Genomic DNA, 13,404 nt, shown 5'->3' with positions numbered 1-13,404 from the left:
TGCGTTCGTGACGCTGTGACCACAGCGTACTCATGATCATGCCGGCCGAGGCGACCGGCCGAACGGCTCAGGCCCGTGCCCAGCTCCACGCGTACTCGGGATCCTCGCATTGGCGGGCGGCGGGGCCGAGCAGCAGGGGCCGGAAGGTGTCGATCATGACCGCCATCTCGGAGGTCTCGGTCCTGCCGCCGCGCACGCCCTCGATCGAGGCCTCCACGGCACCCGGCTGCGGCCCATGGGTGAACCCCGACGGGTGCAGCGAGACGGACCCGACGCCGATCCCCGAACCCTTGCGGGCCGAGTAGTCGCCGCCGACGTAGAACATCATCTCGTCGGAGTCGACGTTGTGATGGTTGTACGGGATCGGGACCGCGTCCTCGTGGAAGTCGAGCGGACGGGGACAGAACGAGCAGATGACGAAGTTCGGCCCCTCGAAGGTCTGGTGCACCGGGGGCGGGGCATGCGTCCGCTTCACGATCGGCTCGAAGTCGCGGATGTTGAAGGCGTACGGGTAGAGGCAGCCGTCCCATCCGACCACGTCGAAGGGGTGCCGCAGGTAGGTCAGCCGGGACAGCCCGGCCCGGCCCCGCACCAGCACCGGTACCTCGCCGCCCTCGCGGACCAGCGGCTCGGACGGAGCGCGCAGATCGCGTTCGCAGTACGGGGCGTGCTCGAGAAACTGGCCGTACTGCGACAGGTAGCGCTTCGGCGCGCGAATGTGCCCGCGCGCCTCGATGACCAGGGCGCGCACCATGCCGTCGCCGGCCACCGCTCCGGCGTCGGCGCCGGCCGGCGTCCCGGATTCGCCGCCGACCGGCAGCCAGCGGTGGATCGTGCCGGCCGGGATCACGACGTAGTCGCCCTCGCCGACGTCCAGCGCACCGTACGTCGACTCGAACCGCGCGGAACCGGACTGCACGTAGACGACCTCGTCGCCCACCGAGTTCCGGTAGAGGTCACTGCCCCTGTCGGCCGCCACGAACGACAGCCGTACGTCGTCGTTGCCGTACAGCACCTGGCGCCCCAGCACGAGATCACCGCCCAGCGGCAGATCGTGCGTCCGGCAGGCCCGCGGCTGCAGCGGGTGGTTGGGCCGCAGTTCGGCCTCCCCCACCGGGTCCTGGACTCCCTCGCTCTTCATGATCGCGGTCGGCGCGTGCCGGTGGTAGAGCAGGCTCGAGTCGGACGAGAAGCCCTCCTCGCCCATGAGCTCCTCGGCGTAAAGGCCACCATCTGGGCGGCGGAACTGCACATGGCGCTTCCGCGGAATCTCACCCACGGCCCGGTAGTACGGCATCGTTGCCCTCCAGATCCGGACTTCTACGTCTTCTTCACCGTACGACGCGCACCGCGAAGACACGACACGCGCCGGTTGGTTCCGGGCCGGACGGGATCAGCGGAGTCAAGATGGGACCCAGACCGACGGCCTCTTCGTTACCCTCCCCAAAGGGCCGCCGGTAAGACGTCCCCCCACATATGTGGCCCTCCCTCCGAGATGAGTCAGATGCCCTCTGGTTCCTCCGGCCCCCCCGGGGTCCCGCGCTACACGACGTTGCAGCGACGGCTGCTCACGCTGTCGGCCGGCCTCGGCGTCGCCGCACTCGCCGGTGCGCTGTTCGTCCTGTCCTTCGACGACCTGCGCGCCCTCGCGCTCGCTGGTCGTGCCGCCAGGCGGTTCGCATCGTTTTATCCGGTCATGTACGACACGCTGGTCGGGGTCACGATCCTGTCGCTGGTGGTCGCCAGACATGCCCGCTGGTGGTCCCGCTGGTCGCGGTGGTTGCTGCTGTTCGTGCTGGTGGGCGGTGCTGCGGCGGCGAGCGTCCAGCGGGCGGTGGACGGCTACGACCCGCTGCCCGACCAGACGCTGGTGGCCGGAGTGGCCGGGGCACCGCACGCGATGCTGGTGATCGCGGTCGTGCTGTGGATCACCATGTTCCGCCAGGCGCGGGCCGCGCTGGCCCGGCGGGCGGGCGAGGGCCGCCCGGCGAACTCGGTGCCGGAACCCGAGTCCGAGGGCCAGGACGAAACCGAGATCGGGGCCGGGGCCGGGGCCGGGTATGGGCCGCAGGTCGGCACCTGGTCTGCGGCCGAGGCGGGGTTCGATGCCGTTCCCAGGGCCGACGCCGTGCACGAAGTCGGAGCGGAACCCGTTCCCATGCGGCACGTCCCGGAGCCCAGCACCGATCAGCCGCACGCGCACGGCGCCCGTACGAGCAGAGACCTCGTCCCTGGCATGACCGACATGACGGAGCAACCCCCACCGCTGACGTTGCCGAAGGAGCCCGAGCGGGAGGAAGAGCGGCCCGAGCGGCGATCCCACGGGGTCGAGTCCTGGCTGGACGCCGAAGAGAACGACCCGGTCCTCACCGACTCGGTCCACGTTCACACGGCCCCGGGCCGCACCGACCCGGCCCACACAGACCCAGCCGACACCGACACAGGCCACACCGACCCGGCAGACGCTCGACCGGGCCACGCTTCCCAGCCGGTCGACTCCGTACCGGCCGGCCATGAGCCACAGGCCGACGTCCCGTCCGCGCCGTTCGAGCCGGCCGAGACGTCCGAAGCGGCCGAGCCGGCCGAGCCCGAGCCGTCAGAGCCCGCCGAGCCGTCAGAGCCGGCTACGCCGTCTGACGCGGCCGATACCGACCCGGACACCGAACCCGAGGAGACGGAACCGCACCTCGGCGTCGTCCACGAGGAAGAGCCACCGCGTCCGGCACCGGCGAGCCTGCCGACAGACGTCAAGTTGGTCGGCCGTTCACCCGCCGGTCCGGCGGCCACCACCTGGCCCGACATCGTCATCGCGGATCCGCCGGACCCGGCCGAGGACGACATCGACGCCTCCGGCGTCGACCGCGCCGAGGACCCGGACGCCGGCGAGGACGAGCCGATGGGCTCAGGGCGGTTCGATGGCGAGGACTACGGGACGGCGGCGGCGCCAGAGCCCGGCGAGACCGAGGAGGACGTCGACCGCTGGAATGCGGCGGATGCCGAGGACGTCCAACGGTGGGCCTCGGAATCGACCGACGGCCGCCTTCGGCGGCGTCACCGCGATCCTTTCGAAGAGCCCGCGCGGAATGTCGAGTGGCCGCCGTCGAGCAAGTTCCGCAGTTCTCCGACGCCGCCCACCGACTAGGAGTCTCAGCCGATCCGCGTGTCCGGCCGCGCGATGGCCGGATCAGCGGACGGAGCAGATCAGCTGATGGCCGGATCGGTGGACGGGCCGGACAGGTGGATAGTGGATCAGTCGACAGGCCAGATCAGCGCGGTCGCCACCGCCGCCAGGCCCTCACCGCGGCCGGTGAGGCCGAGCCCGTCGGTGGTGGTGGCCGAGACGCTGAACGGCGCGCCGCCGATCGCCTCGCTCATGACCTTCTCCGCCTCGGCGCGGCGTCGCCCGATCTTGGGGCGGTTTCCGACGATCTGAACGGCGACGTTGCCGACGGCATAGCCGGCCTCGTTCAGCAGCCGTACGACCTCGCGAAGCAGATCGACGCCGGCGGCACCGGACCAGCGAGGGTCGGCCGTACCGAACACGGCGCCGAGATCGCCCAGCCCGGCAGCGGACAACAGGGCGTCGCACGCGGCGTGCGCAGCCACGTCACCGTCGGAGTGACCGGCGAGGCCGTCGCCCTCACCCGGCCAGTCGAGGCCCGCGACTCTGAGTGGACGACCAGATGCGAACGGGTGGACGTCGGTACCGACGCCCACCCGTGGACATAGTGTGCTCACGTTCGCGATAGCCCACTACTCGTGGGCACATCTCCGTTTCAGCCGGTGAGGACTTCGTCGAGGAGCGCTTCGGCTTTGTCCTCGTTGGTCTTCTCGGCCAGTGCCAGTTCGCTCACCAGTATCTGCCTGGCCTTGGCCAGCATCCGCTTCTCGCCTGCCGACAGGCCACGTTCCTTGTCCCGACGCCACAAGTCGCGTACGACCTCGGCGACCTTGTTGACATCCCCAGAGGCGAGCTTCTCGAGATTCGCCTTGTACCGTCGAGACCAGTTCGTCGGTTCCTCGGTGTAGGGTGCACGCAGCACCTCGAACACCTTCTCCAGGCCTTCCTGGCCTACAACGTCACGAACGCCAACGAGCTCGGCATTGTCAGCAGGGACGCGCACTGTAAGGTCACCCTTGTCGACCTTCAGGACCAGGTAGGTCCTGTCCTCACCTTTAATGGTGCGAGTCTCGATGGCTTCGATCCGAGCAGCCCCATGGTGGGGGTAGACGACGGTGTCGCCGACCGTGAAAGTCATATGACAAGTACCCCTTCCGCTAAACCCAAGGGTAGCACGGGCTGCGCGGTGGCCGCACGGGCCTTAGGGACATATGCGCAGGTCAGCACCCTAATTGGGGTCTTGACAAAGCGTGGGCTTGGTGCATGCGGAGCCTGTCACCACCGCCGTGCTCATGTCGCAATGCGATCGCAACGCGATCGCAACCCGGCCACGAGGCGTCACCACCGGCCCCCGGTTCGGGCAATTCCTCCGAACGAGCTTGCCGCGGAGGACTCACTCTGTCATGGATGCGGCTCATACTGGAGATGAACGGACCGGGCCACGCAAGCCGTCAGGCGGGCTAGCGGAAGGGCAAGGTGCGGTGTGAGACACAGCGGCGACCCTGACGACTACGGACTACCGCACGTCGACATCGTCGTGCCCGACGACGCCCGCGAACTCGACCCCGACATCGTCGCCTACCGGCGCGAAGAGCGCCGCCGCCGTCGTCAACGCCGCTGGCGGCGAGTGGCGTCACCGCTCACCCGCTACGGGCTGGCCGCACCGATCATCGCGGGGGCGCTGCTCATCGCCTTGATCAGCGGCACGGTGATCACCGTGTTCGGCCCCAACCCGGTGCCGCGCGCCACCGGCGCCCCCGTCGCGCAACGGCCGACCGCGGCGCGCGGCAAGATCGGCGGAGTGCTCCCCGAGGGCCAGGTGGACGTCCCCGGGCATCGCAAGCAACTGATCGACCTGCGCCCGGCGGTCCTGATGATCGTGCCGCCGGGCTGCCGCTGCGAGACCACGATCGACGAGATGAGCCGGCAGACCAACGACTACCGCATAGGCCTCTACCTCGTCGCCGACCGCCGCGATGCCGAGGAGACGGTCCAGCAGTCGGCCAAGGAGATGCGGAAGCTGGCGGGCGCGGCCAGGCACGCCGTGGCGATCGTGGCACGCGACGAAGACGCCGTGCTCGCGACGACCTACCAGGCCGCGGGGCTGACCGCCGTGTTCGTCCATGCCGACGGGGTCGTCGACGACGTGATGAAGAACCTCCAGCCGGGCCTGCACCTGGAGAAGCGGCTCCAGCGGCTCCAGAACTGACCTCCGGCGCCTCCAGGAGACGTCGTCAGGCCGTCCGGAGAGACGACGGACGCTTGAGAGAGGCAGGCAAAGGCCTCATTTCGGAGGACCCCGAGGAGGGGTCTCAGGTGGCACTCGCTACCCTTCCGTCTGACGACCTCATCCCCCGAACCCCCCGACGAGGAGATCGACGCCGTGAGCCGCAACAACCGCCGAGTGGCCACCCTCGCCATCGCCGGTGTCCTCACCCTCGTACCTGCGGTGTCCGGTTGCGGCGCCGGCCACAACCCGGAGACCTCCTCGCCGGAACGACTCACCGAGGGCGTCAACGTCTCGACCGATTCCGGGATCAGTGTCCGCAATCTGTTCATCCTCGGCCCGGCGCCCGGTCAGAGGCTGACTCCCGGCGCCTCCGTCCCCGTCTACGCCGCCGTCATCAACGACATCCCCGGCGGGGAGCCGGACCGGCTCGTCGCCGTCGGTTCCCCGGACTTCCAGCAGCCCGCGCAGCTGACCGGTGGCGGCATCGATCTCCCGGCCCAGCAGATCGTCCAGCTCGGTGCCCAGAGCCGGCCGACGACCGCCGTGATCCTCGGCGGCCTGGGCAAGGTGCTGCTGGGCGGCGAATCGGTCCAGCTGACCCTGCGCTTCCAGCGGAGCGGTGACCTCAACGTGCTCGCTCCGGTCGTGCCTCACGCCGAGCCCTACGCGACCTACGCCCCGGCGCCGCCCACGCCCTCGGCGATCACCACGCCGACCACGACACCCGGCGCTCCCCAGACGTCGACAGAGCCCTCGACTCCGGCAGAACCGTCGACCCCGGCGGAGCCCTCGACGGATCCGTCGGCCCCGGCCTCGCCGGCCGAGTAGAGGTCGCCGCAGGCCCGGATCACAACACCCGGGGCGGCACGGCGTACGCCGCGGGGCTCACGGCTCGAACTTGTAGCCCAGGCCACGCACGGTGACGATGTAGCGCGGCGCCGACGGGGTCGGCTCGATCTTGGCGCGGAGCCGCTTGACGTGCACATCGAGCGTCTTGGTGTCGCCGACATAGTCGGCGCCCCAGACCCGGTCGATCAGTTGCATGCGGGTGAGCACCCGTCCGGCGTTGCGCAGCAGAACCTCGAGCAGCTCGAACTCCTTGAGCGGCAGCTGCACTGACCCGCCGCCCACGCTGACGATGTGCCGCTCGACGTCCATCCGGACCGGGCCGGCCTCCAGCGTCGCCGGCGCGAGCTCCTCGACGTCGCCCTGGCGGCGAAGCACGGCCCTGATCCGGGCCACCAGCTCGCGTGAGGAGAACGGCTTGGTCACGTAGTCGTCGGCGCCGAGTTCGAGCCCGACGACCTTGTCGACCTCGCTGTCCTTGGCGGTCAGCATGATCACTGGCACATTGGAACGTGCCCGTAGCTCACGGCACACCTCGGTGCCGGGCAGACCCGGCAGCATCAGGTCGAGCAGGACGAGGTCGGCCCCGTTGCGCTCGAAGGTGTCCAGAGCGTCGGGGCCGGTCGCCGCGATGGCGACTTCGAAACCCTCCTTGCGCAGCATGTACGAGAGAGCATCGCTAAATGACTCCTCGTCTTCTACGACGAGCACGCGGGTCACGGTGTGGCCTCCTGGACGGGTTCTTTCACAGGTGCGCTGAGTAGAGGCAGACGGAGGGTGAAGGTGGACCCGGAGCCCATTTTGCTCCAGACGGTCACTTCACCTCCGTGCTTGGTCGCGACGTGTTTGACGATGGCGAGCCCGAGGCCCGTCCCCCCGGTCTGGCGGGAACGGGCCGGGTCCACGCGGTAGAAACGCTCGAAGATCCGCTCGAGGTCGGCGTCCGGAATGCCGATGCCCTGATCGGTGACGCTGAGCTCCACCTGGTCCGCGTCCGCCCGGCGGGCGGCGATCACGACGCGGGTGTTCTCGGGGCTGTAGGCGACCGCGTTGTCGACCAGGTTCCGGAGTGCGGTGACGAGCAGCTCGTCGTCTCCGCGGACCTGCAGGCCCTCGCATCCGCCGATCGCGAGTTCGATGTTCTTGGCGCCGGCCTTGAGCCGGCAGCGGTCCATGGCCTCGGCGGCCACCTGGTCGAGCCACACCGGCCGCAGCTGGGGCAGCGGCTCGTCGCCTTGGACCCGGGCGAGGGTGATCAGGTCGTGTACGAGGTTGGTGAGCCGTACGGCCTCCTGCTGCATCCGGCCGGCGAACCGGCGGATCGCCTCGGGATCATCTGCAGCGCCCTCCACGGTCTCGGCGAGCAGCGAGAGTGCGCCGACCGGTGTCTTGAGCTCGTGGCTGACGTTCGCCACGAAGTCCCGGCGAATCGCCTCGACGCGACGCATCTCGGTGAGATCCTCGGCCAGGACCAGGACGAGTCCGTGCGTGCCGAGCGGTGCCACGCGTACGGCGAACCAGCGCCCGTCACGGCGGCCCCGGGTGGAGCCGAGCTGGATCTCGATCTCGCGTATCTCACCGTCGCGGCGGACGAGGCGCGCCATGGCGAGCAGTTCGTCGACCACCAGCCGATCACCGCTGACCATGCCGAACGCGCGGGCGGCCGAGCTGGCGCGCAGCACCCGGTCCTCGGCGTCCACCACGACGGCGGAGGACGACAGGACGCTCAGCACCGAGGCCACGCCAGGAGGGAGCCCGGAGGTAGGCGGCTGGGTATGCACAGAGCCTTGAGCGCGCTCGCTCACCCGCACCGCCAATCCGGTCACCAGCCCGGTCGCCAAGCCGGCGAGTGCAGCCAGACCAGCGACAACCTCGACGTCCACACTTTGGATCGTAGGTGCCATTCGATGCGTTCATGCACCACAGTAGGACGTAACGTGAGCGCGTTCGCCCAGAGTTCACCTCTATATCCGGGTTCGTTCACAACCGCTGGACATCCTGTGCTCTGGACAATTACGGGGTTCGCCATGGATCCCACCATGGAAGGATTTGAATTGCGAGACGCCTACCACGAGGAACTCGACGGCCTCTCCGACCGGCTCGTGGAGATGACCCGGCTGGTGCGCTCGGCAATGGCGCGGGCCACGACGGCGCTCCTCGACGCCGACCTCCGGCTCGCAGAAGAGGTGATCAGCTCCGACGAGCAGGTCAACAAGATCGACCTGGAGATCGAGCAGGTCGTCTTCGATCTCATGGCCCGCCAGCAACCGGTCGCCGGCGACCTCCGTACGGTCGTCACCGCCCTGCGCATGAGCGGCGACCTCGAGCGGATGGGCGACCTCGCCGTGCACATCGCCAAGACAGCGCGGCGGCGTCACCCTGAGTCGGCCATCCCCCCGGAACTGCAGGCGACGGTGCTGGAGATGGGACAGATCGCCGAGCGCATGATCGCCAAGGCCGGCAGCGTGATCGCCTCGCAGGACGTCGAACTGGGTCTGGAACTCGACGCCGACGACGACGCCATGGACCGGTTGCACCGCAAACTCTTCGACCAGTTGCTCTCGCCGGGGTGGAAGTACGGCGTGGAGCCCGCCGTCGACATCACTCTTGCCGGGCGGTTCTTCGAGCGCTACGCCGACCACGCCGTGCACGTCGCCGAGGACGTGGTCTACCTGGTCACCGGCCACCGCCCCGAAGAGATCCTCGACAAGCCCTGACCCACGCCCACGCGGAGCCACCTCCGCACCGGACAAGCGCGAGATCACGAGCTGCCGAACGCCGTGATCTCGCGATTGTCCGGCTGTGACCTGATCAGGCCTTGGCCGTGGCGGTCCCTTGGTTCTTGACGGCCTCGATCGCCGCTTTCGCCGCCTCGGGGTCGAGATACTCGCCGCCGCGCTTCAGCGGCGCGAAGTCGTGGTCGAGTTCATAGACCAGGGGTATCCCGGTCGGGATGTTGAGGCCGGAGATCTCCTCGTCGGAGATGTCGTCCAGGTGCTTGACCAGGCCGCGCAGCGAGTTGCCGTGCGCGGCGACCAGGACCGTCTTGCCCGCCGCCAGGTCCGGGACGATCGAGTCGTACCAGTACGGCAGCATCCGGTCGACGACGTCGGACAGGCATTCGGTGCGCGGGATCAGCTCCGACGGCAACCCCGCGTACCGCAGGTCGTTGACCTGGGACAGCGGGTCGTTGTCGGCGATCGGCGGCGGAGGCGTGTCGTACGAACGTCGCCAGATCTTGAACTGGTCCTCGCCGAACTCTTCGCGAGTCTGGGCCTTGTTCTTGCCCTGCAGAGCGCCGTAGTGCCGCTCGTTGAGCCGCCACGACCGCCGGACCGGAATCCACAGCAGGTCGGCCACGTCCAGCGCGATATTGGCAGTACGGATCGCCCGTTTGAGCACCGAAGTGTGCACGACGTCCGGCACGATGTCGTTGTCCAACAGCAGGTCACCGCCATTGGTCGCCTCTGTCTCACCCTTCTCGGAGAGATCGACGTCCACCCAGCCGGTGAACAGACCTTCCGCGTTCCACACGCTTTCGCCATGCCGCAGCAAAACCAACGTCGCCATGCGCCCGAGCTTATCCGGTCACCACGATGCGACCGGCGACGCGGGGAGGGGCGGACCGAAGCGAGGCGACGGGAGGCGCCGGCAGGAGCTCAGCGGCGGTCGGGATCGGCGAAGGAGGCGAAGGCCTGCAGATTGGCCAGGCTTTCGCCGCGCTTGACCCGCCAGTCCCACTCACGCTGGATCGACGACTTGAAGCCCAGTTCGAGTGCCTTGTCGAAGTTGTCGTCGGAGTAGGTGAGCACGCAGCCGAGCAGCCGGTCGATCTCCTCGGGGCCGATCGAGTCGAGTGACACCCTGCCCGTGAGGTGGACGTCGCCGACCGCGTCGAGCGCGAAGCTCACCCCGTACATCCGGCCGTTCTTCTCCAGCAGGAACCGGTAGAAGTCGGCGTGATTCTCGTCTGGGCGGCGGCAGAAGAAGGCCTCGACGTGCAGGCTGTACTCGCGGACTATGAGCCACGCCATCGTGGCGAGCTTGTGCCGGCCGGGCAGCTTGACGAGGTAGGCGCCCTCGCGCGGATGTTCGTACTCGAGCTCCGCAGCGTCCAGTGCCTCCTGGATGACGCGTGACACGGCGCTCACGCGCTGACCACCGACTCGGTGACTTTGGCATCCATAGCCCCGGTATACACCGCTAGCAGCCGGTCGACCGTGGAGTTCCAGCCGAACCCGGTCGCGTGCCGTACGGCGCCGCGCGAGAGCCGGTCGCGCAGCCGCGGCCGGGAGAGCAGCCGCCGGAGGACCTCGGCGTAGTCGGCCGGATCGTGGCCGTCGATCAGTACGCCCGAATCGGCGTGCTGTACGGCCGTCCGCAACCCGCCCACCGCGGCGGCGACCACGGGGGTGCCGCAGGCCTGTGATTCCACCGCGACCAGTCCGAACGACTCGCTCCGCGACGGCACGACGGTGACGTCGGCGGCCCGGTACCAGGCGGCGAGTTCGGGCTGGGGACAGGGCGGCTCGAACCGTACGACGTCGGCGATGCCCAGCTCGGCCGCGAGCCGCTGCAGCTCCTCCGGACGCGCCCGCGCCCACCCGCTCGGCCCGCCGACCACGGCGAGGACGAGCCGGCCGCGCAGCGAAGCGTCCTGCGCCAGCATGCGGGCGACGGCGCGTATCAGCACGTCGGGGCCCTTGAGCGGCTGGATGCGACCCACGAACAGCAGCACGTGCGCGTCGCGGGGCAGGTCGAGCCGCCGCCGCGCCGCCGCGCTCGAACCGGGCCGGAAGATCGACAGGTTCACCCCGGGCGGTACGGTCTGGACCAGCGCGGGGTCGGCGCCGTACAGGTCGACGAGTTGACCGGCCTCGTCGGCGGTGTTGGCGATCAGCCGGTCGGCGGACTCGACCACCTGCTCCTCGCCGTGCACGCGCTCGGCCGGCTCGGGGGTGTCACCGGGGGCGAGTGAGATGTTCTTGACCTTGGCGAGCGTGTGCATCGAGTGCACCATGGGCACGCCCCACCGTTGCCGTGCCGCCCAGGCGGGCTGCCCGGACAGCCAGTAGTGGGAGTGCACGAGGTCATAGTGCCCTGGCTCGTGGGCGGCCTCGGTGCTCAGCACCCCCGAGGTGAAGTCGCACAGCCGGGCGGACAGATCGGTCCTGTCCAGCTCCTCGAACGGGCCGGCGACGATGTTGCGGACCATGACGCCCGGGGCGAGCTCGGTGACCGACGGCAGCGCCCGTGAGGTGGCGCGGGTGAAGATATCGACCTCGATCCCCCGCCCGGCGAGCCGCTTGGCCACCTCGACGATGTAGACGTTCATGCCGCCCGCATCGCCGGTCCCGGGCTGGTCCAACGGCGACGTGTGCATGCTGATCGTCGCGACCCGGGTGATTCGCTGCGGCACGGGCACCACCTCCGGATACGGAAACCCACGGGTCCTGCCAGGTGTTCCCACCAAAGATCGCGTCATGCCGGACGAACGGCACGAAGCGGATGGGGAGCCGCCGTGAAAGAACGGGACGAGCCTGGAATGATGTGGCCGTGCGGAAAACGGCAGTGATAACGGGAGCAAGCAGCGGCATCGGCGCGGCGACCGCCCGGCGCCTCGCCGCCGAGGGATTCAACGTGGTGCTGGCCGCCCGGCGGCGTGACCGCCTCGAAGGCCTGGTGAAAGAGATCCAGGACGCCGACCCGTCGGGTCGGCCGAACGCGGCCATGGCCGTGACCTTGGACGTGACGTCGCAGGAGTCGGTCGACGCCCTGGCCGCCGCGCTGCCCGAGTGTCACGTGCTGGTCAACAACGCGGGCGGCGCGGTCGGGCTGGAGCCGGTGGCCCAGGCCGACCCGGCCGACTGGCAGGCGATGTACGACACGAACGTGCTGGGCCTCCTGCGCGTCACCAAGGCACTGCTGCCCAAGCTCATCGCGGGCGGAGCCGGCCACGTGGTGAACATCACGTCGCTGGCCGCGCACGTTCCGTACGAGAACGGGGCGGGATACGTCGCGGCCAAGCACGCGGCCGCCGCGATCAACGACACCATGCGGCTCGAACTGGTCGCCGAACCGGTGCGCGTCACCGAGATCGCCCCGGGCCTGGTCCAGACCGAGGAGTTCTCGCTGGTCCGCTTCCGCGGCGACGCGGACAAGGCCGCGAAGCCGTACGAGGGCGTGCCCGAGCCGCTGGTCGCCGACGACGTGGCCGACTGCGTCGCGTGGGCCGTGACCCGGCCCGAGCATGTCAACATCGACCGGATCGACGTGCAGCCCCGGGTGCAGGCCGCCCCGTACAAGATCCACCGCGTCTCGTCGTAGCCGCCGCCGTCGCCCTCGTCGTAGCCGTCACCGTCCACCATGGCCCGATCACGCAGACCCGAAGGTGAGATCACCCGCGGCACGACGGCGCCGAACCGGCTGCGCCGGGTGGATCGCTGGATCGCCGCGACCCAGGCCTCGGTGCTGCGCTCGGCCGACCGGCCGCTCGTGGTCGACCTGGGCTATGGTGCCTCCCCGGTCACCGCGGCCGAGTTGTACGCCCGGCTCCGCGCCGTACGCCCGGCGGTCGAGGTGGTCGGCCTGGAGATCGACCCGGTACGCGTCGCCGCGGGTCAGGCCTTCCTCGTCGCGTCCGGGCCGATGAGCGCCCTCGCCCGTGGCGGGCTGACCTTCCGCCGGGGCGGCTTCGAGCTGCCGGTCGACCGGCCGCCGGTCCTCGTGCGGGCTTTCAACGTGCTGCGGCAGTACGAGGAGTCCGCCGCCCGGGAGGCGTGGGACCGGCTCCGCGCAAAGCTCGCGCCAGGAGGCCTGCTCGTGGAGGGCACCTGCGACGAGATCGGGCGGCGCGCCGTCTGGGTGGCCGTCGGCCGGAACGGGCCACAGACGATCACGTTCGCCGCGCACCTGCCGTCCCTGCCACGCCCGTCCGAACTGGCCGAACGGCTGCCCAAGACGCTGATCCACCGGAACGTGCCGGGTGAGCCGGTGCACGCGCTCCTGACCGACTTCGACCGTTGCTGGGCCGCCTCGGCCCCGCAGTCGGCGTTCGGGCCCCGCCAGCGCTGGCTGGCCTCGGTCGAGGCCCTCGCCCGCTCCTGGCCGGTGGTCACCCGGCCACCCGGCGGCGGCCGAGCCAGATGGCGGCTGGGTGAGGTGACCCTGGAGTGGAGCGCCGTGGCCCCGGAGCATGAGCCCCAGA

At 69.8% G+C, this 13,404-nt stretch carries 14 protein-coding genes; 6 read left to right on the top strand and 8 right to left on the bottom strand.

The window, feature by feature from the left end; translation table 11 throughout:
• Positions 1–67: 67 nt before the first annotated feature.
• Positions 68–1,297, bottom strand: coding sequence for a homogentisate 1,2-dioxygenase (locus HKK72_RS15230; RefSeq protein WP_187235017.1), 1,230 nt, complete (start codon positions 1,295–1,297; stop codon positions 68–70).
• A gap of 207 nt (positions 1,298–1,504) precedes the next feature.
• On the opposite strand from HKK72_RS15230, the gene HKK72_RS15225 reads away from it, so the two are divergent.
• Positions 1,505–3,142 (top strand): DUF2637 domain-containing protein, encoded by a 1,638-nt coding sequence (locus HKK72_RS15225; protein WP_187235016.1) that lies wholly within the window; start codon positions 1,505–1,507, stop codon positions 3,140–3,142.
• Positions 3,143–3,249: 107 nt separating this feature from the next.
• Here HKK72_RS15225 and ispF read toward each other — a convergent pair whose 3' ends face one another.
• Both ispF and HKK72_RS15215 read right to left on the bottom strand, forming a co-directional pair.
• Positions 3,250–3,717, bottom strand: a complete 468-nt coding sequence (gene ispF, locus HKK72_RS15220; RefSeq protein ID WP_187235015.1) for a 2-C-methyl-D-erythritol 2,4-cyclodiphosphate synthase — start codon at positions 3,715–3,717, stop codon at positions 3,250–3,252.
• 59 nt (positions 3,718–3,776) lie between these two features.
• Positions 3,777–4,259 (bottom strand): CarD family transcriptional regulator, encoded by a 483-nt coding sequence (locus HKK72_RS15215; RefSeq protein WP_187235014.1) that lies wholly within the window; start codon positions 4,257–4,259, stop codon positions 3,777–3,779.
• Positions 4,260–4,604: 345 nt separating this feature from the next.
• Here HKK72_RS15215 and HKK72_RS15210 point away from each other — a divergent pair, with 345 nt between their 5' ends.
• Complete coding sequence (locus HKK72_RS15210; protein ID WP_187235013.1) at positions 4,605–5,330, top strand: hypothetical protein; 726 nt, start codon at positions 4,605–4,607, stop codon at positions 5,328–5,330.
• A 174-nt stretch (positions 5,331–5,504) separates the two neighbouring features.
• Complete coding sequence (locus HKK72_RS15205) at positions 5,505–6,179, top strand: hypothetical protein (protein WP_187235012.1); 675 nt, start codon at positions 5,505–5,507, stop codon at positions 6,177–6,179.
• Positions 6,180–6,236: 57 nt separating this feature from the next.
• Here HKK72_RS15205 and HKK72_RS15200 read toward each other — a convergent pair whose 3' ends face one another.
• Together HKK72_RS15200 and HKK72_RS15195 are read right to left on the bottom strand one after the other, a co-directional pair.
• Positions 6,237–6,917 carry a response regulator gene (locus tag HKK72_RS15200; RefSeq protein ID WP_187235011.1) on the bottom strand — a complete coding sequence of 227 codons (681 nt, stop codon included), beginning with the start codon at positions 6,915–6,917 and terminating at the stop codon, positions 6,237–6,239.
• Positions 6,914–8,080, bottom strand: coding sequence for a sensor histidine kinase (locus tag HKK72_RS15195; RefSeq protein WP_315987271.1), 1,167 nt, complete (start codon positions 8,078–8,080; stop codon positions 6,914–6,916). The genes HKK72_RS15200 and HKK72_RS15195 overlap by 4 nt, the downstream gene beginning before the upstream one ends.
• A gap of 171 nt (positions 8,081–8,251) precedes the next feature.
• Between HKK72_RS15195 and phoU the strand changes: the two genes are divergently transcribed.
• On the top strand, positions 8,252–8,914 hold the full coding sequence (phoU, locus tag HKK72_RS15190) for a phosphate signaling complex protein PhoU (RefSeq protein WP_187235043.1): 663 nt from the start codon (positions 8,252–8,254) through the stop codon (positions 8,912–8,914).
• 94 nt (positions 8,915–9,008) lie between these two features.
• Here phoU and HKK72_RS15185 read toward each other — a convergent pair whose 3' ends face one another.
• The 3 genes from HKK72_RS15185 to mshA form a co-directional block, all read right to left on the bottom strand.
• Entirely contained in the window at positions 9,009–9,767 is a 759-nt protein-coding gene (locus HKK72_RS15185) for a phosphoglyceromutase (protein WP_187235009.1), read from the bottom strand.
• 89 nt (positions 9,768–9,856) lie between these two features.
• A complete protein-coding gene (locus HKK72_RS15180) occupies positions 9,857–10,348 on the bottom strand; it encodes a YbjN domain-containing protein (protein ID WP_315987269.1) in 492 nt (163 codons plus the stop codon).
• Positions 10,345–11,616, bottom strand: coding sequence for a D-inositol-3-phosphate glycosyltransferase (gene mshA, locus HKK72_RS15175; RefSeq protein WP_315987267.1), 1,272 nt, complete (start codon positions 11,614–11,616; stop codon positions 10,345–10,347). Before mshA ends, HKK72_RS15180 begins: the two co-directional genes overlap by 4 nt.
• 137 nt (positions 11,617–11,753) lie before the next feature.
• Between mshA and HKK72_RS15170 the strand changes: the two genes are divergently transcribed.
• Together HKK72_RS15170 and HKK72_RS15165 are read left to right on the top strand one after the other, a co-directional pair.
• Complete coding sequence (locus tag HKK72_RS15170) at positions 11,754–12,524, top strand: SDR family NAD(P)-dependent oxidoreductase (RefSeq protein WP_187235007.1); 771 nt, start codon at positions 11,754–11,756, stop codon at positions 12,522–12,524.
• Positions 12,525–12,563: 39 nt separating this feature from the next.
• The coding region (locus tag HKK72_RS15165) for a class I SAM-dependent methyltransferase (RefSeq protein WP_187235006.1) at positions 12,564–13,404 on the top strand (841 nt) is incomplete at its 3' end.

Source organism: Actinomadura sp. HBU206391, assembly GCF_014323665.1.
In the GTDB taxonomy this organism is placed as follows: domain Bacteria; phylum Actinomycetota; class Actinomycetes; order Streptosporangiales; family Streptosporangiaceae; genus Actinomadura_C.
The sequence above is the reverse complement of the archived record's forward strand: the minus strand, read 5'-3'. Positions and strand labels throughout refer to the sequence as shown.

Coding starts and splice junctions, on each gene's coding strand:
- HKK72_RS15225 (WP_187235016.1), top strand. CDS start 1,505: ATGCCCTCTGGTTCCTCCGGCCCCCCCGGGGTCCCGCGCTACACGACG.
- HKK72_RS15185 (WP_187235009.1), bottom strand. CDS start 9,767: ATGGCGACGTTGGTTTTGCTGCGGCATGGCGAAAGCGTGTGGAACGCG.
- HKK72_RS15230 (WP_187235017.1), bottom strand. CDS start 1,297: ATGCCGTACTACCGGGCCGTGGGTGAGATTCCGCGGAAGCGCCATGTG.
- HKK72_RS15215 (WP_187235014.1), bottom strand. CDS start 4,259: ATGACTTTCACGGTCGGCGACACCGTCGTCTACCCCCACCATGGGGCT.